Source organism: Pseudomonas sp. HY13-MNA-CIBAN-0226, from assembly GCF_040310305.1.
In the GTDB taxonomy this organism is placed as follows: Bacteria; Pseudomonadota; Gammaproteobacteria; order Pseudomonadales; family Pseudomonadaceae; genus Aquipseudomonas; species Aquipseudomonas gregormendelii.
The window spans coordinates 167005-185862 of sequence record NZ_JBEOPS010000014.1; the positions used below are offsets into that span (position 1 = coordinate 167005).

At 58.7% G+C, this 18858-nt stretch carries 20 protein-coding genes and 3 pseudogenes; 17 read left to right on the forward strand and 6 right to left on the reverse strand.

The window, feature by feature from the left end; all coding sequences use genetic code 11:
• Positions 1–8: 8 nt before the first annotated feature.
• Complete coding sequence (locus AAEZ05_RS17135; protein ID WP_350648214.1) at positions 9–1580, forward strand: methyl-accepting chemotaxis protein; 1572 nt, start codon at positions 9–11, stop codon at positions 1578–1580.
• Between the two features lie 18 nt (positions 1581–1598).
• Here AAEZ05_RS17135 and AAEZ05_RS17140 read toward each other — a convergent pair whose 3' ends face one another.
• Positions 1599–2579, reverse strand: a complete 981-nt coding sequence (locus tag AAEZ05_RS17140; protein ID WP_350648216.1) for an AraC family transcriptional regulator — start codon at positions 2577–2579, stop codon at positions 1599–1601.
• Between AAEZ05_RS17140 and AAEZ05_RS17145 the strand changes: the two genes are divergently transcribed.
• The 3 genes from AAEZ05_RS17145 to AAEZ05_RS17155 all read left to right on the forward strand — a co-directional run bounded on the left by AAEZ05_RS17145 (position 2568) and on the right by AAEZ05_RS17155 (position 4823).
• On the forward strand, positions 2568–2909 hold the full coding sequence (locus AAEZ05_RS17145; protein ID WP_350648218.1) for a hypothetical protein: 342 nt from the start codon (positions 2568–2570) through the stop codon (positions 2907–2909). The two genes, AAEZ05_RS17140 and AAEZ05_RS17145, sit on opposite strands and share 12 nt — an antisense overlap.
• The gene (locus AAEZ05_RS17150; protein ID WP_350648220.1) at positions 2906–4249 is read left to right on the forward strand and encodes a spinster family MFS transporter; all 1344 of its coding nucleotides are present in this window, start codon (positions 2906–2908) and stop codon (positions 4247–4249) included. The genes AAEZ05_RS17145 and AAEZ05_RS17150 overlap by 4 nt, the downstream gene beginning before the upstream one ends.
• Before the next feature lie 97 nt (positions 4250–4346).
• On the forward strand, positions 4347–4823 hold the full coding sequence (locus AAEZ05_RS17155) for a MarR family winged helix-turn-helix transcriptional regulator (RefSeq protein ID WP_122838376.1): 477 nt from the start codon (positions 4347–4349) through the stop codon (positions 4821–4823).
• A 9-nt stretch (positions 4824–4832) separates the two neighbouring features.
• On the opposite strand, the gene AAEZ05_RS17160 is transcribed toward AAEZ05_RS17155, so the two are convergent.
• Positions 4833–5765: a 2-hydroxyacid dehydrogenase gene (locus tag AAEZ05_RS17160; RefSeq protein ID WP_045060482.1), complete on the reverse strand. Its 933-nt coding sequence runs from the start codon at positions 5763–5765 to the stop codon at positions 4833–4835.
• Entirely contained in the window at positions 5746–7089 is a 1344-nt protein-coding gene (locus tag AAEZ05_RS17165; protein ID WP_045060481.1) for an MFS transporter, read from the reverse strand. The genes AAEZ05_RS17160 and AAEZ05_RS17165 overlap by 20 nt, the downstream gene beginning before the upstream one ends.
• A gap of 427 nt (positions 7090–7516) precedes the next feature.
• Here AAEZ05_RS17165 and AAEZ05_RS17170 point away from each other — a divergent pair, with 427 nt between their 5' ends.
• Positions 7517–7771, forward strand: coding sequence for a Pathogenicity locus (locus AAEZ05_RS17170; protein WP_045060480.1), 255 nt, complete (start codon positions 7517–7519; stop codon positions 7769–7771).
• Between the two features lie 10 nt (positions 7772–7781).
• On the opposite strand, the gene AAEZ05_RS17175 is transcribed toward AAEZ05_RS17170, so the two are convergent.
• Positions 7782–8141 carry an ASCH domain-containing protein gene (locus tag AAEZ05_RS17175; RefSeq protein WP_350648223.1) on the reverse strand — a complete coding sequence of 120 codons (360 nt, stop codon included), beginning with the start codon at positions 8139–8141 and terminating at the stop codon, positions 7782–7784.
• 174 nt (positions 8142–8315) lie between these two features.
• On the opposite strand from AAEZ05_RS17175, the gene AAEZ05_RS17180 reads away from it, so the two are divergent.
• Complete coding sequence (locus tag AAEZ05_RS17180; protein WP_350648225.1) at positions 8316–9449, forward strand: pyridoxal-phosphate-dependent aminotransferase family protein; 1134 nt, start codon at positions 8316–8318, stop codon at positions 9447–9449.
• A 49-nt stretch (positions 9450–9498) separates the two neighbouring features.
• Here the strand turns inward: AAEZ05_RS17180 and AAEZ05_RS17185 are convergent.
• Positions 9499–9855, reverse strand: a pseudogene (locus AAEZ05_RS17185) (type 2 periplasmic-binding domain-containing protein); the annotation flags it as partial.
• On the opposite strand from AAEZ05_RS17185, the pseudogene AAEZ05_RS17190 reads away from it, so the two are divergent.
• The 4 genes and pseudogenes from AAEZ05_RS17190 to AAEZ05_RS17205 form a co-directional block, all read left to right on the forward strand.
• Positions 9851–10303, forward strand: a pseudogene (locus AAEZ05_RS17190) (LysE family translocator); the annotation flags it as partial. The pseudogenes AAEZ05_RS17185 and AAEZ05_RS17190 sit on opposite strands and share 5 nt — an antisense overlap.
• Positions 10304–10398: 95 nt before the next feature.
• Positions 10399–10608, forward strand: coding sequence for a hypothetical protein (locus AAEZ05_RS17195; RefSeq protein WP_045060477.1), 210 nt, complete (start codon positions 10399–10401; stop codon positions 10606–10608).
• Between the two features lie 50 nt (positions 10609–10658).
• Complete coding sequence (locus AAEZ05_RS17200) at positions 10659–10913, forward strand: hypothetical protein (RefSeq protein WP_045060476.1); 255 nt, start codon at positions 10659–10661, stop codon at positions 10911–10913.
• A 62-nt stretch (positions 10914–10975) separates the two neighbouring features.
• Positions 10976–11521 (forward strand): DUF4410 domain-containing protein, encoded by a 546-nt coding sequence (locus tag AAEZ05_RS17205; RefSeq protein ID WP_045060475.1) that lies wholly within the window; start codon positions 10976–10978, stop codon positions 11519–11521.
• A 94-nt stretch (positions 11522–11615) separates the two neighbouring features.
• On the opposite strand, the gene AAEZ05_RS17210 is transcribed toward AAEZ05_RS17205, so the two are convergent.
• A complete protein-coding gene (locus tag AAEZ05_RS17210) occupies positions 11616–12488 on the reverse strand; it encodes a LysR substrate-binding domain-containing protein (protein WP_045060474.1) in 873 nt (290 codons plus the stop codon).
• 109 nt (positions 12489–12597) lie between these two features.
• On the opposite strand from AAEZ05_RS17210, the gene phnD reads away from it, so the two are divergent.
• The 7 genes and pseudogenes from phnD to AAEZ05_RS17245 form a co-directional block, all read left to right on the forward strand.
• Positions 12598–13467 (forward strand): phosphonate ABC transporter substrate-binding protein, encoded by an 870-nt coding sequence (gene phnD / locus AAEZ05_RS17215; protein ID WP_082069196.1) that lies wholly within the window; start codon positions 12598–12600, stop codon positions 13465–13467.
• Positions 13464–14261, forward strand: a complete 798-nt coding sequence (gene phnC / locus AAEZ05_RS17220; protein ID WP_045060473.1) for a phosphonate ABC transporter ATP-binding protein — start codon at positions 13464–13466, stop codon at positions 14259–14261. The genes phnD and phnC overlap by 4 nt, the downstream gene beginning before the upstream one ends.
• Positions 14262–14263: 2 nt before the next feature.
• Positions 14264–15082 carry a phosphonate ABC transporter, permease protein PhnE gene (gene phnE, locus AAEZ05_RS17225; RefSeq protein WP_045060472.1) on the forward strand — a complete coding sequence of 273 codons (819 nt, stop codon included), beginning with the start codon at positions 14264–14266 and terminating at the stop codon, positions 15080–15082.
• A gap of 139 nt (positions 15083–15221) precedes the next feature.
• Complete coding sequence (gene psrA, locus AAEZ05_RS17230; RefSeq protein WP_045060471.1) at positions 15222–16313, forward strand: iron-containing alcohol dehydrogenase PsrA; 1092 nt, start codon at positions 15222–15224, stop codon at positions 16311–16313.
• A gap of 124 nt (positions 16314–16437) precedes the next feature.
• On the forward strand, positions 16438–17733 hold the full coding sequence (locus AAEZ05_RS17235; RefSeq protein ID WP_045060470.1) for an MFS transporter: 1296 nt from the start codon (positions 16438–16440) through the stop codon (positions 17731–17733).
• A gap of 54 nt (positions 17734–17787) precedes the next feature.
• Positions 17788–18660: a LysR substrate-binding domain-containing protein gene (locus tag AAEZ05_RS17240; protein ID WP_045060469.1), complete on the forward strand. Its 873-nt coding sequence runs from the start codon at positions 17788–17790 to the stop codon at positions 18658–18660.
• Positions 18661–18745: 85 nt separating this feature from the next.
• A pseudogene (locus AAEZ05_RS17245) lies at positions 18746–18858 on the forward strand (phosphonoacetaldehyde hydrolase); the annotation flags it as partial.

Sequence of the window (18858 nt, forward strand, 5' to 3'; positions counted from 1 at the left end):
AGCGGTCAGTGGCTAATCCAAAGGACCAAAGTGTGCCGGCAAGCATTGCGGCGCAGCAGGAAATCCCAATCTCACGGCTGGACACTCGAGGTCATCTGCTGGCCTGCAACGACGCCTATCTGGCCCTCAGCAAATACGCCCGGGAAGACGTGCTGAACCAGCCTCACGAGCTGATCAATCACCCGCTGATGCCCAGGCGGGTCATCGAGCGCATGTGGCAGACCCTGCGCAGCGGTGTGCCCTGGACGGCCCCCATCATGGGCCGTGACAAACATGGCACGACATTCTGGTGCAATCTTTATGTGGTGCCGCTGCTGGAAGAAGGTCAGTTGACGGCCCTGGGCACGGCGTATCACCCGATGGACGAGGCCCAAAGCCTGCGTGCAGCGAAACTCTATCAACGCTTGAATGGGGGCCACGGCCCCTTGTCACTGGCCCGGCGCATCCAGGATCACGCCAGCTGCCAAGGCATGACCTGGCTGCTCGGACTGGCTGTTGCCGGCGCCATGGTCGGAGGGCAGATCGATTGGGCACCGGGCCTGCTGGTGCTCGGTGGCGTGATCGGCGCTGCATGGCAGTGGCGAGCCGGACTGCAAGCAGACATCCGCCGCATCCTGACCCGGCATGATCAGGTCTACAGCGACACCTTGCTGGCCTCACTGCAGAACGGTTCGGCCTCCCTGACCAACCGTTTCGACATGGCCCTCAACAGCCAGAACACCCGGATGCGCACGGTGATGGCGCGGATCCGCATCAACGGCGAGACCGTGCGCCAGCGTGCGCAGGAGTCTTCGATGCTGGTACAGACCCAGTCAGGCCACCTGCAACGGCAACTCGAGGAAGCCGAACAGTCCGCGGCTGCGGTGCATCAAATGAGCGCGACGATCCAGGAATTGTCGCGCAACTTGCAGCACACCGCCGAGGCCACTCAAGCCGTGGACAATCTGGCTCACGATGGCGTGCGCCTGTCCGGGCAAAGCCAGGGGTCGATGACGGGCCTGAGCCATTCGGTCGAGGAGATCGGGCAGGCGGTCAGTCGCCTGGCGGAGTCCATCGAATCGATCAGCGGCGTCTCCCATGTGATTCGCAGCATCGCCGAGCAGACCAACTTGCTGGCCCTTAACGCGGCCATCGAAGCCGCTCGCGCCGGTGAGAGCGGCCGCGGATTTGCGGTGGTCGCCGACGAGGTGCGCAGCCTCGCCACCCGCACTCGCGAGTCCACCGAACAGATCCAGCGCTCCATCGAGCAGCTGCGCGACGGCAGCGCCCTGGCGCTGGCCACTGCACAACGGGGCGAGTCGGCGGCTCGGGAATCACGCGCAGATGTGGCCCAGGTGCAAACGGCTTTGCAGCGCATCTGCGAGGAAGTGGGGCAGATTTCCGGCATGAGTTTGCAGATGGCTTCCGCCATCGAACAGCAAGGGCAAGTGGCCCATGAGATCAACGGGCAGATTGGGCAAATCGTCAGCCTGGCGCAAACCAGCCGCGATCAGTCACGACGCAGTACTCAGATTGGCGAAGAGCTGCATCAACTGGCCAACTCGCAACTGGACCTGGCGCAGCGTTTTGTCCAGGGGTAACGGGCCCGACGTCACGTTTCAGGCCCGGCGGCGCAGGGTCTCGGACGGTAGGCAGCCGTATTGCTTGCGGTACTGCATCGCAAAATGACCGAAGCTGGCAACGCCGTGACACAGCAGGATATCCGTCACGCTGTCCGCCGGCCCGGCTTGTTGCAAGGCCAGGTGCACCAGTGCCAGGCGCCGGGTGCGCACATAGTCGCTGGGGGTTTGCTGGAGAAAGCGCGTGAAGCCATTTTGCAGGGTGCGGATCGACACTTCGCAGAACTGCGCCAGGCTTGCCAGGGCGATGGGTTCGGCCAGGTGCTGCTCGATATAGTCGCGGGCCTTCTTGACGTGGTGCGGCATGGGCTGGCGTTGATCTTGCAGCAGATCGACCGAGTAATTGTGCGGCAACTGGGTCAGCAGCACCGACAGCAGGTAGTCCGACAGGCTCGCACCCATGGCCGAGGGCTGCAGCGACTGGCTGGTGTCGCCGTACAACTGGCAGATGTAGTCCAGGGTGCTGCGAACCGTCGCCATGCCCTGATGTGCCGGGTCGACCTGGATATCGAACACCAGCGGCTGACGCAAACGCCGGTTGAGCAACACCTGCAACTGGCGTTCGAGGGCTTGCCGATCGACCCGCAAAATGAGGTTGCGGCAGTCCTTGTCGATACGGATGAAGCTGCGTTGCGAAGGCGAGGAAATGGTCAGCCCACCCTTGCGCAAAACAGCCTGCTGTTTGCCCATGCTGACCATGCCACCACCTTCAAGCGTGACGCGAATCAGGTAGTAGTCGCTGATATCGCCAGCGTCGATTTCCACCGGTGCGCCGTAGTGCAGATCGAATAGCGCCGAACTGCCGAAGAACACGCCGTACAGCTGTGATTGCAAGGCGCCGCCCTGCTGCATTTTCATCTGGTGTGGCCACAGGTAATGACTGACCCGGTCCCTGACCTCGCCGAACCCACCCGAACTCAGCAGGCAATGATCCTGGAGTGAAAAGCGTTGATCGAACATGCGCAAGTGCTCCAGAAAACGATGGGCGACCGGTTGCAGACGCCTCGAAATTTAGTGGAAATGGAAAGCAATTTTCACGCCACGCAAACGCTTTCTGCGCGCCCGGAACAGCCTTTGCGCCTGGCGCATAGAGGCCCGCTGAACAAGGGCTTAAAAAGGTCCTGCAACACCCTTATGCCAAGGGATTGGCAACCTGGACCGCACAACAAAACCAATAAACGCACCAGGGCAATGCGCTCGGGTAACGCTGGCGTCACCGATGCACCCAACTGCGAACAAACGCTGCCGCCGACTGACCGATTGCCAACCCTGAAGGGGCCAACAGCATGACCAGCAAAACACCCACCGAGGTCACCCGTAAAAGCTATGCCTATGAATGGTACATCGTTGCCATTTGCATGCTGGCGTACATTTTTTCGTTTATCGATCGGCAAATCCTGGCCTTGATGATCGAGCCGATCAAACACGATCTGCAGCTCTCCGACACTCAGTTCAGCCTGTTGCATGGCCTGGCTTTTTCCCTGTTCTATGCCTTCATGGGCATGCCCATCGCGCTACTGGCAGACAAATTCTCGCGACCAAAAATCATCGCCATCGGCGTGGCGTTCTGGAGCCTGGCCACGGCCCTGTGCGGGCTGAGCAAAAACTTCCTGCAGATGTTCATGGCACGCATCGGCGTGGGCATCGGCGAAGCGGCGCTGTCGCCGGCCACCTACTCGATGCTCAGCGACATGTTCCCCCGAGAAAAACTCGGCCGCGCTGTGGCGATCTACTCCATTGGCTCGTTTATTGGCGGCGGCGTGGCCTTTCTGATTGGCGGCTACGTCATCGATTTGCTGAAGAACCTCGACAGCGTCGTGGTCCCGTTGCTTGGAGAAATGCGTCCCTGGCAGGTGACCTTCTTCCTGGTGGGGCTGCCGGGGGTGTTGGTGGCACTGTTGATTGCGCTCACGGTCCGCGACCCGGCGCGCAAGGGCCTGAAACTGGACGCCGCGGGCAAGGTCCATGCGCCCAGCATGAAACAGGCATTCACGTTCCTGGGGGTGCACCGCAAGACTTTCGCCTGCCACTACCTGGGATTCTCTTTCTACGCGATGACGCTGTTCTGCATGCTCAGCTGGACCCCGGCTTTCTACATGCGCAAATTCGGCCTCGCCCCCAGCGACACCGGCTACATGCTTGGAATTGTGGTGTTACTGGCCAACACCAGTGGCGTGTTCTGCGGCGGTTGGTTAATCGACTGGCTGGCGAAAAAGGGCTATAGCGACGCGCCGATTCGCGCGGGGGTGATTGGTGCGATCGGCATGGCCGTGCCCGCGGTCGCGTTTACCCAGGTCAACGAACTGTGGATGTCCATCGCGCTACTGGCGCCGGCCATGTTCTTCGCCTCGTTTCCGATGCCGGCGTCCACTGCTGCCATGCAGATCTTGCCGCCCAACCAGATGCGCGCACAGATCAGCGCGCTGTTCCTGCTGATTTCCAACCTGATCGGCCTGGGTGTCGGCACCACGGCGGTCGCGCTGCTCACCGACCGCCTGTTCGAAAACCCGGCGCTGGTCGGCTCATCGATCTCCCTGCTTAACGCCTTCGCGGTCGCCCTGACCCTGTTGTTGCTGATCAAGGGCTGCCGACACTTTCGTGAAAGCCTCAAGCACGAAGGCCTGGCCTGAGGCAAACCGTGGCGTGTCCGCTGGTTTTTTGCGGCGGGCGGCGCGACAATGGCGCCCGCTATCAAACCCAGCTCATCAGAAAGACTACGCCACCTTTATGACCACCCCGAAAAAGCGCCTGAGCCGATACAACCCCGCCAGCGAAGACTTCAAGAAGGAAGAGTTCCCCTTCTATTGGCTCGCGCGTCTGCACGGGCGCTACTCCATGGCGATGGAAAAGGCGCTGAAAAAGATCGACATGGACATCCCGCGCTGGCGGATTCTGTTTATCCTCAAGGAAAATGGCGAGTCGAGCATTTCGGAAATCTCCATCCATGCCATCGCCAAGCTGTCGACCATCACCAAGATCGTCTATCGCATGAAAGCCGATGGCCTGGTGGAAACCAACACCAGCGCCAGCGATGGGCGGGTGACCCAGGTGTCGCTGACCGATGTCGGGCGCCATACCATCGAAGAAATCCAGCTGGGCACCAGCGACATCTTCCGCACCAGTTTCAAGGGCCTCACTGAAGCCCAGATCACCAAACTGAATGCCACGCTGGAAAAAATCTTCAATAACCTGCCGGAAGACTGACCCGGCGGGTCAATCCGGCACCGGTGTCGGCAACGGCTCGCCGGCAAAATGCGCAGCGAGGTTGGCCAAGGTCAGGTCCGACATCGCCCGCCGCGTATCCCAGGTGGCACTGGCCATGTGCGGCGCCAGCAGCACGTTGTCCAGATCCAGCAGCCCCGCATGCGGCCGCGGTTCATCCTCGAATACGTCCAGCCCTGCCCCCAACAGCCGCCCCTCAGCCAACGCCTGTGCCAGCGCCGCCTCATCGACCACACTGCCGCGCCCCACGTTGATCAGGATGCCCTGGCTGCCCAACGCATCGAGCACACAGGCATCGACCAGGTGATGAGTCGAGTCCCCACCGCCCACTGCAACCAGCAGGAAATCCACCGCCGCCGCCAGTTCGGTGACCGAAGCGTAATACGGGTAGTCCACTCCGAGCGGACGCCGGCCGTGGTAGCTGATCTGCATGTCGAACGCCGCCGCGCGCTGCGCAATCGCCTTGCCGATGCGCCCCAGCCCAACGATTCCCAGACGCTTGCCACTGACCTTGCGAGTGAACGGAAAAGGCCCCTGTTGCCAGCGCCCTTCGCGCACAAAACGGTCCGCCCGTGCAATGCGCCGCGCCGTGCCAAGCAGCAAGGTCATGGCAAAATCGGCGACGTCGTCGGTCAGCACATCCGGCGTATGCGTGACCGCAATGCCACGGGCCCGGGCCGCTTCGACGTCGATGCCGTCATAACCAACGCCAAACACCACGATCACTTGCAGATCCGGCAGGCGCTCGATCAAACCGGCGCTCACCCTCGACTCGCCATTGGCGATCAGCGCGCGAATACCACGCAGCGTTCGCGCCTCCAGTTCCTCGCCGCTCTCACTGCCCTCAAGCACGTCATAGTCGGCATACAGCCGCTCGCTGAGCATGTCTGGCAGACGCGCAACTTTAAGCACGGTTGATTTCATCGATGCCTCCCGGAACAGAAACGGTAGTGACCTTGCGGCTGCGTTTGCCGCCGCCCAAATAGAGCCCTAACAGCCCCCCCGCCAGCAGCGCGGCGGCCACCAGCAACAAGGCATAGTCATAGCTATGGGTGGCGTCCTTGATCCAGCCCATCACCGGCGGCAAGCCCAGGCCGGCAATGTTGGCAATGGAGTTGATCAAGGCAATCGATACGGCAGCCGCCGGACCGGACAGGTATTCGGTGGTGGTCGCCCAGAACACCGGCGTCGCCGCCCAGTTCAGCCCCACCGCCACCACCAGCAGCACGTACGCCAGCCACTGGTTGCCGGTAAACACCGCCAGGGCCAGCAGCACTCCGGCCGCCAACAATGGCCCACCCAAATGCCAGCCCCGCTCGCCGGTGCGATCGGAGTGACGGCCGTTCAGGTACATGAACACGCACGCCAGGAAGAATGGCATCGCCGATAGCAGGCTGACCACGAACGAGCCCTGCTTCGATACCGACTGCACAATCAGTGGCAGGAACAGCGTGACGCCGATGGTGCCAAACGCCTGCAGCAACCAGAACAGGCTGAGCAACCACACCTGGCGACTGCGAAAAGCCACATGCCAGGCGTCCTTGTGCGAGATCACCGTCGTTGCCTGCTCGGCCTGCATGGTGCGGCTGAGCCAGTCCTTCTGCGCGCTGTCGAGCCAGTGGGTAGAGGCCGGCGTTTCGGGCATGTAGCGCAACACCACGTAGCCCAGCACAATCGCCGGAATGCCTTCGAGCAGGAACAACCAGCGCCAGCCATTAACGCCGAACAGGCCATCCAGATTCAGCAAGGCACCCGACATCGGCAGACCGATCACCGACGCCAGCGCAGCGCCAATGTAGAACCACGACATGGCCCTGGCTCGGTCGCTGCGCGGGAACCACTGGGAGAGGTAGTAGATGATCCCGGGCGTGAAACCCGCTTCGGCGGCCCCCAGCAGCAGACGCATCACGTACAGCTGGTTGGCGCTCTGGATCAGGCTCATGCCCGCGGCAATGATGCCCCAGGTGATCATGATCCGCGCAATCCAGCGCCGCGCACCGACCTTGGTCAGGATCAGGCTGCTCGGCACTTCGAACAGGATGTAGGTCAGGAAGAACAACCCCACGCCGATGCCATACATGCGCAGGCTGAGGCCGAGGTCGGCATTCATCGTCAACGCCGCCACCGAAATGTTCGACTTGTCGATGTAGGCCACCATGTAAAGCAACATGAGGAACGGAATCAGCTTCAGGTTGAGCGTCTTCATGGTGCTGGCGTGCAGACGGCTGTCCAGCGAAGGACCAGTCATGGGGGAATTCCTCTTATTGTCTTTATTCTCGGTGGCCGGACGGCGTCGGGTCACTGGGTTGTGACTGACCTTAAACCAGCCGAGAACTTAGTTCAATATGTGAATTATAAACCCATTATGTGGGATTTAAGCTGAAACGAATAAGCCTGCGCATCTGGTGCAATGCTGTTCAATAACGGGAACATCGACCCACTGCAGGAGCGAGCTTGCTCGCGAGAAACGCCAACGATAACGCGTGAAGCCTGAGTAAACGCGGCGCCCATAAGTTCTTCGCGAGCAAGCTCGCTCCTACAACGGCATTGGAGCCTACGGGCTTTTTGCGGGGGGATTTCGCCTACGCCTGGAGTGAAGAAGTCCATCTATTGAGATGCCCTCTCCCGTCGGGCAAACTCCGCCGTCCCCATTGGCCGATAACAGGAGTTTACGGATGCCATTTCCATTGACGGAATACAATGCTTTGCTGGCCCTCAAGGGCGTGGGGCCGGCCGTTATCGGTCGACTTGAGCAGATGGGCATTGACTCACTGGCGGTGCTCAGCGAGGCGAGTGTTACTGACATCCTGGCTCATGCGTCGGCGGCCACGGGGTCGTCTTGCTGGAAGAATAGTCCCCAAGCCCGCGCCGCTATTATCGCGGCCATTGAGCTTGCGAAAGGCGCGCAGTTGAGCACGTCTGAGACGTAAGGCTGATCGCCTATTTCAATGGGTAAATCATGTCGGGAAGCAGGAAATCTACCTGGTAAATACCCCGTGCCGCGCGAACGGTCACAGGGTGTGTGACCGGTCTTAAGTCACTCAGCTCCCATGCCAGCCAGCCTTCCTCGAAATAACTTGCACAGGCCGCTTGCATGTCAGCCTGGACGAATGGACGTACAGCTTTTACTCGCACAATCGCGACGGCTGTACCGTCAGGGTCTTCGTCACCCTCCCTATGGAGAAATCGCCCGTTCTCGACAATCAGCAGATCTTCGCAGAGGTCTAAATCTGGATACCAACGACGAACTTCGAGGGTTTTCTCTCCAGAAGCGATCCGGCCCGGGACCAATGCCCACACGGCCTGACACCGAGGGCAACGGGGTCGGCTCGCAAGCATTTGGAGCCGATCCGCGCCCAGACGGTACCCGGCGCCGTACGGCGGGCATTGCAATTCAACCTCGTGCAATCTTGTCATTTGCCAAGGCTTAGGGCAGGGTCGATACCACTGACATCTCTGCCACAGGAGTCACCCATGTCAAAGCTCTATCCCAGTATCGATCCCGAGGGGCTGGTCGAGTACTCGGTGGTTTACACCGACCGCTCGCTCAACCACATGTCGCAGTCCTTCCAGGGGGTGATGAAGAACATTTCCAGCACCCTGAAACAGGTCTACAACGCCGAGGCCGTTGCAGTGGTGCCGGGCAGCGGTACATTTGGCATGGAGGCGGTGGCGCGGCAGTTTGCCGGCGGCCAGCAATGCCTGGTAATCCGCAACGGCTGGTTCAGTTATCGCTGGAGCCAGATCCTGGAGATGGGCAACATCCCGGCGGCGACCACGGTACTCAAAGCTCGACCGGTCGAGACGGGTCGCCAGGCCGCCTATGCTCCGCCCCCGCTGGACGAGGTGCTGGCAGCCATTCAGGCGCACAAGCCACAGGTGGTCTTCGCCCCCCACGTTGAAACCTCATCGGGGATTATCCTGCCCGATGACTATATGCGCGCCGTCGGCGACGCCGTGCATGCGGTGGGTGGCCTGTTCGTGCTGGACTGCATCGCCTCGGGCGCGCTGTGGGTCGATATGCACAAATGCGCCATCGACCTGCTGATCAGCGCACCGCAAAAAGGCTGGAGCGCCTCCCCTTGCTGCGCCCTGGTGATGTTCAGTCCCTTGGCCCTGGCGCGCATCGAACAGACGCAGAGCAGCAGTTTTGCCTGCGACCTGAAAAAATGGCTGCAGATCATGCAGGCCTACGAACAGGGCGGGCATGCCTACCATGCCACCATGCCCAGCGACGCCCTCGCGCGCTTCAACGAAGTGATGAAAGAGACGCAAGCCTACGGCTTCGACAAGGTCCGCGACGAACAACAAGCGCTGGGCGACCGGGTGCGCGCCATGTTGACCGCCAAGGGGATCAAGAGCGTGGCCGCCGCCGGCTTCCAGGCCCCTGGCGTGGTGGTGAGCTACACCGACGATGCCGACATCAAGAGCGGCAAGAAATTTGTCGCCCAAGGCCTGCAGATCGCTGCCGGAGTACCGTTGCAGTGCGACGAGCCAGCCGACTTCCAGACCTTTCGCATCGGTCTATTCGGGCTCGAAAAGCTGCACAATATCGAGCGTACGGTCAGCACTCTGGAACAGGCGCTGGATGAGGTAATGGGTAGCTGATCCATTCGCCGGCGCCGGGCTCGCGGAGGATGACAAATCTTCTGCGGGCCTACGCCTGATGCCTCAGCGCACTGATGATGAAAGCATGCAGGCCATTCACCGCTTTCGACCCACGCGAAGCCCGGCTGCGCAGAATCGACACCTCCATCGGTTCAATGCTGCCCAAGCCGTGCTCGCGGCCCAAGACCTGAAGCGATGGCTGCACGGTGCACTGGGTAATCGCGGCAATCGCGAGCCCGCCCTCCACTGCCGCCACCTGGCCCGCGAGACTCGAACTGTTGTAGACCACCTTGAATTGGCGGCCCCGTTGGGTCAGTGAATTCACGGCATAAAGCCGAGCCAGGCTTGCGCTTTCGTAGACGGCGATCGGCACTGGGTCGCGCCTCCAGAGTTCGAACAGGGTGCTTGCGCTGTGCGCTTTGGGCTTGGGTGCACTGATCCAGGCATCGGCGACCTGGTTCACCGTATTGAAGGTGGTGGGCGGGCTCTATCTGATCTGGCTGGGCTGGGGGCTGTGGCGGTCTGCGCCGGTCAGTCTTGAGCCGACCGGTGCTACAAGCTTTCGACGCTGGTCGCTGTTCCGCCAAGGACTGGTGTCGGCACTTTCAAATCCCAAGGCACTGCTGCTGTTTACTGCGTTTATTCCGCCGTTCCTGGATCCGTACAGGAGCATCATTGCGCAAACGGCAGCGATTGCCCTGACGTATGCGGTGGTAGAGTTTGTGGTTGAGTATATGGTGGCGAGTGCAGCGCATCGGGTGCGGCCTTGGCTGGCTCGGACGGGGCGGCGGTTCAATAAGGTGTGTGGTGGATTTTTTGTGGTGTTTGGGTTGGCGTTGCCGATTCATTCGTGAGGGTGTCAGCCGATTTTTGCGTATCCTCCCAGGATGTATGCTGAAAACTGCCGAATCTCAGGCGTTGTTCTTCAAGCGCTTAAGAGGTTTTGAACATGTCAAAGAAGCAAGAAGCGGATGCGCCGGTAGTGACTGCGGCCGATATTGAACGATCGATCCAAGCGTTAAATAGAATGGTTGAGCGGCTTTGGGGGGATGGTCGAGAGGCGGAAGCAAAAGCGCTGCTTGATGCGCTGGATGCACTTAATCGGGCGTTGGATCGGATCAGGATTGGTGAGAGCCGTAAGGTGAAAACCCTTCATTGAGAATGAACATGGCTCAACTTTGGACTCGACGCTCAAGAATGGAGAAGTAGTTGCCAGAGCTTATTGAGGGACTCGACGGACCAAGAACAGCTCAGCAGGAGCTGTTCTACGACCTGGAGGATACAGCCGCAGTGATCGGCTGGTCCATGATTGAGCTGACCCGTATGGCGAGTATGGGGAAAACGCCTGACGAAGCCATTGCGCTGATAAAGATATGCGCATTGCTGAAGGCTCAACAGGAAAAAATCAGCTTATATGCTGGCGAAGTAAAGGCCGGAGCGATTTTGCGAAGCGAGACTGAGTGATTCGCTGCTACTTTAACAATAGCTGCTCCTCAGCAGCAGAACCTTCTGGATATGGACATTCAATAAAAAACAGCAAAAATCTACTCGCCCTGTCATGCCTCATCGCCGTTTCGCTGCTTAGCGGCTGCGCAGCGTCCGTAAAAAGCGGTGGCGCTGAAACTCTGAAAATTGACGAAACCGCCAAGAAAAACTTAGTTGTTAACATCCAGGGCAATGGCAAGGTTCAGCAGAACGAAGACTGGATTCGCCTGAGGCAAGAATGGAACCAGGCCCTCAAAGATGAAGCTACCCGTGCCGGTTATCGCCTCACCGAATCTCATGTAGCGGACCCCGCTGTTAAGGACGGAGTGGGCATCAAGATCAACGTCACCAATTTTCGATACCTTACACCCGGTGCGCGTTATGCAGCGGGCGTGATGGTTGGCAACTCCTGGATCAACTCAAGTGCGGATTACTCGGATTTGAAGTCCGGGCGGTTAATCGGTAGTCGCACCTATGACACTTCTTCGTCGGCTTGGGAGGGGGTTATGTCAGCAATGACTCAAAAGCAGGTCGAGGCGATCGCTCAGCAGATTATCAGCGACATCAAGGGCACAGAGGCTGAGTGATTCAGGTCTGGGTGCACGAACCCATTCACTCATGAGGGGAAACCATTCAGCACATTTAGAGTGGTGTTGGCGCTCTTGTGACTGCCATCCACTGCTACTTTGCTAATGCCTCAGAAAGCACTACATCAAAAAAAGATGTAATGAGCCGACTGGACCGACGTTCGGAGAGGCAATACATAAACGTATCGGTATAGAGCGAATCACCATCAATGCGGATCGCTCGGATACGAGGATCGGGGATGTATTCCGCTTCGGACACAACCCCCAGTCCTATGCCCCGAGCCACCGCCTCGCGTAGCGCTTCGCGACTACCGATCTCCATGGTTATTCGCGGGAAAACCTGCGCTGCAATCAACGCCTGCTCCAGCACCAGGCGAGTGGTTGACCCTGGCTCTCGCTGCAGCAGCGGCTGCCCTTCCAGCTCGTCCAGTCGTACTGAACCCCTTGCGGCAAAAGGATGCTCATGGTGGGCGAACAGGATGATGGCGTGACGCGCGTAATGCACAGCGCAGAGGCCTGGGTCATCATTCCGGCCGGCAAGCACGGCGATATCCGTGACGTAGCTCTCAAGATCGGCCAGCACCTGCGCCGAGTTGCCCACACGTATAGACACATCGATGCGTGGATATTGTTGGCGGTAGTTATCAACCATCTCGATCACATGAAATGGTCCCACCGCCCCCAGCTTGAGTTCGCCGCTGTCAAGCCGCCCAGAATCGCGCAGCAAGTTGTGCGCATCAAGATCCAGCGCAGCCATCGCTTGGGCTATCGGCAGTAATTGCCGTCCAACATCGGATAACTCTATACGCCGCCCGCGACGGTGGAACAGCTCCAGATTGTACTGCCGCTCCATACTCTGCACCTGGGTTGTCAGCGTCGGCTGGCTGAGCCCTAGCGCTCTGGCACCGGCGCTGAAACTACCGTGGCGCGCCACAGCGAGGAAAGCACGCATCTTGGCGGTCGACATCCATAGACTCCATCAATAGTTAGCTGCTGAAACCCATATTGAATTGATCGTATGACTGTCACGTGACATTTCTAACCTGAGGCCACTCCAACCAGCCTCCTGGAATGCCATGAACAACTTCTCCAGATTTTTGCGTGTCGTCGCTATTGCATGCCTCTCGATCAGCGCCGTCTGCCAAGCAGCAGCGAACGACAAATTGAGAATTGGCCTGATCCCCTCAGAAGACTCCCAGGCGATGATCGAGTCCAGCAAACAGGTACTCGCCAGCCTCGAAAGCAAACTGGGTATGCCGGTCGAACCATTTGTCGCGACCGACTACAACGGCATCATCGAAGCACTGCGCGCAGGCAAGCTGGACGTGGCCTACCTCGGCCCTTTCTCCTACGTTCTGGCAACTTCGGTGGCCGATGTCGAAGCCTTCGCAGTAGCGGTCACCAAAAAGACCGGCCAAAGCGCCTACAAAAGCTTGATCATCGCCCGCAAGGACAGCGGCATTAATCAATTGTCCGACCTCAAGGGCCACACGTTCGCCTTTGTCGATCCCAGCTCTGCGTCGGGCCATCTGTTTCCCAAGGCCGGCCTGGAGCAGGCCGGCTTTGACCCGACAAAACTTTTATCGCGGGTAATCTTCTCCGGCTCCCACGATGCAAGCATCCTGGCAGTCGCAAACCAGAAGGTCGATGCCGCTGCAGTCGCCGACCGCATTCTTGCAAACGCAGTAGCCAGGGGCCTGGTGAAGCAGGATGACTTTCAGGTGGTCTGGAGCTCTCGCCCGATCCCTGAGTCGCCAATGGTGTGGCGCAAAAACCTCGACCCTGTACTGAAACAGAAAGTCGCCGTAGCGCTGGCCTCGATCAAGGATGTGCCTTGGGGTGACCAGGGCCAACTCGATGGTTTCCAGCCCACGACCGATGCTGCTTACGACGTCGTGCGCGAAACCGCCAAGGTCCTTGATCTGGATTTGCGGAGGCTGAAATGATCAGCATCAGCCAACTGACCAAGCATTACGGGGATAACCCGGTATTGCGTGGCATCGACCTTAAGGTTTCAGCCGGAGAATTTGTGGTGATACTGGGCCAATCCGGCGCTGGAAAATCTACATTGCTGCGCTGCATCAACCGACTGGTTCAGGCTGATTCCGGGACGCTGACAGTGGCGGGTATTGATGCAATTACTTGCCGTGACACCAGCATTCTGCGACGTCAGGCAGCCATGATCTTCCAGCACCACAATGTGGTACCACGGCTCAGCGTACTGAAAAACGTACTCACCGGTTGCCTGGGCAATGTCTCAACGCTTACCTCGATCATGCAGCTGTTCAGTCGCGAGAATGTGGCCTTGGCCATGCATTGCCTGGAACGCGTAGAGCTCACCCACAAAGCCCACGAACGCACGGATGCGCTGTCCGGCGGGCAAATGCAACGTGTCGGTATTGCTCGCGCCCTGGCGCAGCGGCCAAAGGTAATCTTGGCGGACGAACCGGTGGCCAGCCTCGACCCCAAGACTGCGCGCCTGGTACTGCAATACCTGCGCGATGCCACACGCGAACTGGGAATCACCGTGTTGTGCAACCTTCATCAGGTGGATTATGCCCGCGAGTTTGGCGACCGAATTGTCGGCTTGGCCCACGGCAGGCTGGTGTATGACGGTGACGCTTCCAACATGACCGAAGACGATTTGCAGCGCATCTATCCAGGCCAGGTAAAAGAGTCGCAAGACGCGCCAGCGATGGCACACAAGCCGAAGGTCCACACCGCGCAGCTGAGGGTATGAGCATGAAACAGCAAAGCTACCTGTGGACGGTGGACCTGCCATCTGGAACTCGCGGCTGGCTGTCCACCGGTGCGATTGTGCTAGCGGTGATTTTGACACTCCACTGGAGCGCAACGGGCGCACAGCTGAGTGTGGGTGAACTGGCCGCCGGCTTGCCGCAAATCGGCGACTTCCTTGCACGCACCGTCCCACCCGATCTGAGCATTCTCCCTCGACTGGTAGCACCGGCCATCGAAACACTGCAAATCGCACTCTGGGGAACATTGCTTGGGGTGTTGCTGGCGATTCCGCTGTCGTTTCTTGCGGCTCGCAACCTCAGTCGAAATCGCCTGGTCTTCCACACCACTCGTCAGTTCCTCAATTTCACCCGCAGCATCAACGAGTTGATCCTGGCGTTGATATTTGTTTCGGCGGTTGGCCTTGGGCCCTTCCCCGGCGTGCTCGCGCTGGCACTGCATGGCCTGGGTATGCTTGGAAAGTTTTTTGCCGAAAGCATCGAGGAGATCGACCAAGGCCCTATTGAGGCGCTGCAGGCAACAGGTGCTCGGCCGTTGCAGGTCATCGTATTTGGCGTGTTGCCACAAGTCATCACGGCCTGGATTGCAGTGGTCCTTTATCGCTTCGAAGTCAATCTGCGTTCCGCCACCGTGCTCGGCATGGTAGGTGCCGGCGGCCTTGGATTTGAGTTGGTGAGCAGCCTCAAGCTTTTCAAATACCAGGAAACCGCGACCTGCATCATCGTCATCACGCTCATGGTGATCGTTGCCGATGCGGTGTCCAGTAGGTTGCGCAACGTCATCCAGCGCGGGGCGCATCACTAAACACTGCATGAGCAACAAGTGTCCCAAGGGACGTGCTATCGGTTCAACCGATCAAAGCCTGCGAATTATCGATTTGAGCTGTTGCTGAAGGGCCCCGACTATGGGGGCCACTTACAACAACAAAAATAAAGGACCCGCCATGACTGCCCGATTCCACAATCCAGTTGATACCCGTTTCGGCTGGGGCAGCCTTCTCGAGCTTGCCGAAATCACCGAAAACCAGAAAGTCGCCCTTGTGACATTTCCCGAAGCTCGTGGGCTGGGATTGGTCGATCGTATTCAAGACCTGCTGGGCGATCGACTTGTGTATATCGTCGAGGACGTCCAACCCAATCCAGACGTAGCTCAGCTTCGTGATACCTATGAACGTTTCTGGCAGCAGGCCGGCGAATGCCACGCAGTCATTGCAGTGGGCGGCGGTAGCGCCATCGATACTGCGAAGGCGCTGATCGTGGGTACTGAGTCTGGCCGCTTCGATGAATTACTCGCGTTGTTGGCGGCAGGTAAACCGTTCGTCCCGGCACGCAGCAAAGTACTGATTGCTGCTCCGACCACAGCGGGTACCGGCAGCGAAGTTACACCTTGGGCGACGATCTGGGATTCGGCCAGCCACAAAAAATACTCGCTGCACCTGGAATGCACCTGGCCAAAGGTAGCCATCGTCGACCCGCAGTTGATGCTTACGGTTCCAGGCAGTGTCACGGTGTCTACGGGGCTGGACGCGCTGTCGCATGCACTGGAGTCGATCTGGAACATCAATGCCAATCCGGTTTCGGACACCTTCGCCATTTCCGCGATTGAGGACATCCTTGAATGCCTGCCGCTGCTGCGTCGTGACCTGTCCAGCAAGGAGTTACGCTCACGCATGGCATTGGCCGCTCTTAAGGCAGGGTTGGCATTCTCCAATACCAAAACCGCATTGGCCCATTCCATTTCCTACGAAATGACCCTGCACTATGGTCTGCCGCACGGTATCGCCTGCTCCTTTACCCTACCGCTGGTGCTGGGCCTTGCCTGGGGCCACGACGAAGCGCGCGACCGAACCCTTCAACGAATATTCGGCAACGACCTGAAAAAAGCCCAAAGCCAGTTGCGTGAATTCCTGCATAGCCTGGACGTTAAAACGGAGTTTTCCGACTACGGTGTAACGGCATCGCAAGCCGAGGAAATGATCAACTTTGCCATGCAGGGCGCCAGGGGCAAAAACTTCATCGGCTCTAGAGCTGCTTAGAGCCGGAAAACCTTACCAAGCACTGTCAGCGGCATGCGAGCCGCGACGATTTCCTGCTGCACCCACAAAAGAGTGCACCCGCCGACGCCAATCGACGGGACCGAACAATAATAAGGAAAAGATCATGAATCGTGCCCAAGCCATGCCTGCTCTCACAACATCCACCTCATCTTTCCGATTCGCCCAGTGGCGCATGCTGCTGGCTGCGATGTTCTGTTACTTGTTCTTCTACACCGGCAGGCAAACATTCGGTTTCGCCATTCCGGGGATCCAGGCCGAGTTCGGTTTTACCAAAGAGCACCTGGGGTGGGTATCGGCTGCAATGCTCTGGGCCTATGCCATTGGCCAGGCAATAAACGGTAACTTGGCCGATAAGTTCGGCGGCCGCCGCATCATGACATTGGGTGCCGTACTGTCCTGCGGCGCTAACTGGGTGACCAGTTTCGCCAGTAATTTTACCGCGCTGATCCTCCCTTGGGGTATCAACGGATACTTCCAGGCATTGGGTTGGGCACCGGGCAGCCGTCTCATCTCCAACTGGTGGAGTGCCGGCGAGCGCGGCAAGGTATACGGCTTGTATGTATTCGCCGCCGGTTGTGCCTCGGTTCTTTCGTACGTGACCTCCATCGTCGTACTTGAGGTGATGCATCTGGAGTGGCGATGGATCTTCCGCTTGCCGGTACTGCTGATGCTGGCGGGTGGCATCATCTTCTATCTGGTGGCACGTGAGCGTCCACAGGACATGGGTTTCGAGCCCCTAGCCGATACGGGCGTTGCCAACGCCGATGACAAAAACCATGAGGTGGCACACGGCGAAGACGAAACGTCCGCGCAACGCTACAAAGCCGTCCTGAAGAACTTTCGTTTGATCATCGCCGCCCTGTCCCTCGGTTTCCAGAACGCTGCACGCTACGGCTTGATCGTCTGGGTGCCGGTGCACTTTCTGGGTGCCAATTGGAAAAGCGGCGACAGCATGATCGATCCGAAGTGGATCACCGTCGCCCTGCCCGTCGGCATGGCCATCGGCGCCCTCAGCAATGGCTGGATATCGGACAAGCTGTTCGGTTCCAAACGCTACCTGGCGATCATGCTTTACATGGTCCTCGGCGCGGCAACCAGCCTGTGGATGTGGACCCTTGCACCTCATAGCGCAACCGGTCTGGTGGCACTGTTCCTTTGCGGTTTCTTCGTTTATGGCCCGGCGTCGAGTTTCTGGGCACTGTGTCCGGACCTGGTCGGGGCTAAACGGGCCGGCACCGCAACCGGCGTGATGAATTTCTCGTCCTATCTGTTCGCAGGCCTGGCAGAACCGCTGATCGGCAGTATGCTCGACAGTACCGGCAACACGTCTTTGATCTTCATCGTGGTCACGGCTGCCTGCCTGAGCAGTGCCGCGGTCGCGCTGTTTATCAGACGTTGAGCGTTCGCCAGAGAGGCTTGAGTTAACAGCGCCGGCTCATGAACAGGATCTTCTATGTACCAGTACCACAAGTGGCTACGTTCCTTTCATGCGGTGGCGAAGACCGGCAGCTTCACCCTCGCCGCCGAGTACCTGAGCGTCGGCCAGCCGACAGTCAGCGAACAGGTCAACGCGCTGGAGAAAAAATTTTCCGTGGAACTGTTCCACCGTCGTGGCCGCTTTATCGAAATGAGCTCGGCGGGACACAAGCTCTATGCGATCACCCAGGGCCTGTTTGGTCAGGAGGATGAAGCCGTGCAACTTTTGCAGAGTTTCAAGCAACGCAAAACCGGCATGTTGCGCCTGGGTGCAGTTTCGCCGCCCATTGCGATGAACCTGACTTACGAACTGATGCAGCGCCATCCGGACATCGAACTTGAAACCTCGTTCTCACCGGAGAAAGAGACGCTGGATCGCCTGTTCAACTTCGACATCGACGTGGCCATTCTGGCGTTATCAGAGTTCGATCAACGCTTTGACACACAGCTTTACAGACGCTGCCCGATCATTGCCGTAGTGCGCGATGACCATCCGTGGGCAGCGCAGAAAGAGGTGCACGTCGAGCAGATCCGCGATGAGAAATGGGTCCTTCGGGAGAAAAGCTCACGCACTCGCCAGTTGGTGGAGGAAAGCTGCAAACGCCTCGATGTCGACTTGAACTGCATCATGCAATTGAACAGTCGCGAAGCCATTGTCCATGCCATCACAAAAGGCATCGGTATCGGTTTCGTGTCAGCCGTCGAATATGCGCAAACACCAGGCACAAAGCCGATCACCTTTGTTAACCACCCGTTTTCCATCGACTACCACCTGTGCTGCCTCGGTATTCGTAGAAACCGGCCGATGATCGCGGAGTTGTTCGACTCAAGCCCAACACCGTCCATTTGATTCTGTAACGCACTTGAACATTTGACAGGCCTACTCTCGGTCACGAGAGGGACGGCCTTCCCATCCTCAAAAGTGGAGATTTACCATGAATTACAAACAACCTGATCAACTGCAAGCCGTAGTTCTGGACTGGGCGGGCACCGTTGTTGATTTCGGTTCCTTTGCCCCGACGCAGATCTTTGTCGAGGCTTTCGCCGA

What these genes read in the sequence shown, in the direction of transcription:
- AAEZ05_RS17195 (WP_045060477.1), top strand. Translation starts at nt 10,399, where the DNA reads ATGTCAAAGAAGCAAGAAGCGGATGCGCCGGTAGTGACTGCGGCCGAT.
- AAEZ05_RS17155 (WP_122838376.1), top strand. Translation starts at nt 4,347, where the DNA reads ATGACCACCCCGAAAAAGCGCCTGAGCCGATACAACCCCGCCAGCGAA.
- AAEZ05_RS17160 (WP_045060482.1), bottom strand. Translation starts at nt 5,765, where the DNA reads ATGAAATCAACCGTGCTTAAAGTTGCGCGTCTGCCAGACATGCTCAGC.
- phnD (WP_082069196.1), top strand. Translation starts at nt 12,598, where the DNA reads ATGAACAACTTCTCCAGATTTTTGCGTGTCGTCGCTATTGCATGCCTC.
- AAEZ05_RS17150 (WP_350648220.1), top strand. Translation starts at nt 2,906, where the DNA reads ATGACCAGCAAAACACCCACCGAGGTCACCCGTAAAAGCTATGCCTAT.
- AAEZ05_RS17140 (WP_350648216.1), bottom strand. Translation starts at nt 2,579, where the DNA reads ATGTTCGATCAACGCTTTTCACTCCAGGATCATTGCCTGCTGAGTTCG.
- AAEZ05_RS17170 (WP_045060480.1), top strand. Translation starts at nt 7,517, where the DNA reads ATGCCATTTCCATTGACGGAATACAATGCTTTGCTGGCCCTCAAGGGC.
- AAEZ05_RS17165 (WP_045060481.1), bottom strand. Translation starts at nt 7,089, where the DNA reads ATGACTGGTCCTTCGCTGGACAGCCGTCTGCACGCCAGCACCATGAAG.
- AAEZ05_RS17235 (WP_045060470.1), top strand. Translation starts at nt 16,438, where the DNA reads ATGAATCGTGCCCAAGCCATGCCTGCTCTCACAACATCCACCTCATCT.
- AAEZ05_RS17210 (WP_045060474.1), bottom strand. Translation starts at nt 12,488, where the DNA reads ATGTCGACCGCCAAGATGCGTGCTTTCCTCGCTGTGGCGCGCCACGGT.
- psrA (WP_045060471.1), top strand. Translation starts at nt 15,222, where the DNA reads ATGACTGCCCGATTCCACAATCCAGTTGATACCCGTTTCGGCTGGGGC.
- phnE (WP_045060472.1), top strand. Translation starts at nt 14,264, where the DNA reads ATGAAACAGCAAAGCTACCTGTGGACGGTGGACCTGCCATCTGGAACT.
- phnC (WP_045060473.1), top strand. Translation starts at nt 13,464, where the DNA reads ATGATCAGCATCAGCCAACTGACCAAGCATTACGGGGATAACCCGGTA.
- AAEZ05_RS17240 (WP_045060469.1), top strand. Translation starts at nt 17,788, where the DNA reads ATGTACCAGTACCACAAGTGGCTACGTTCCTTTCATGCGGTGGCGAAG.
- AAEZ05_RS17180 (WP_350648225.1), top strand. Translation starts at nt 8,316, where the DNA reads ATGTCAAAGCTCTATCCCAGTATCGATCCCGAGGGGCTGGTCGAGTAC.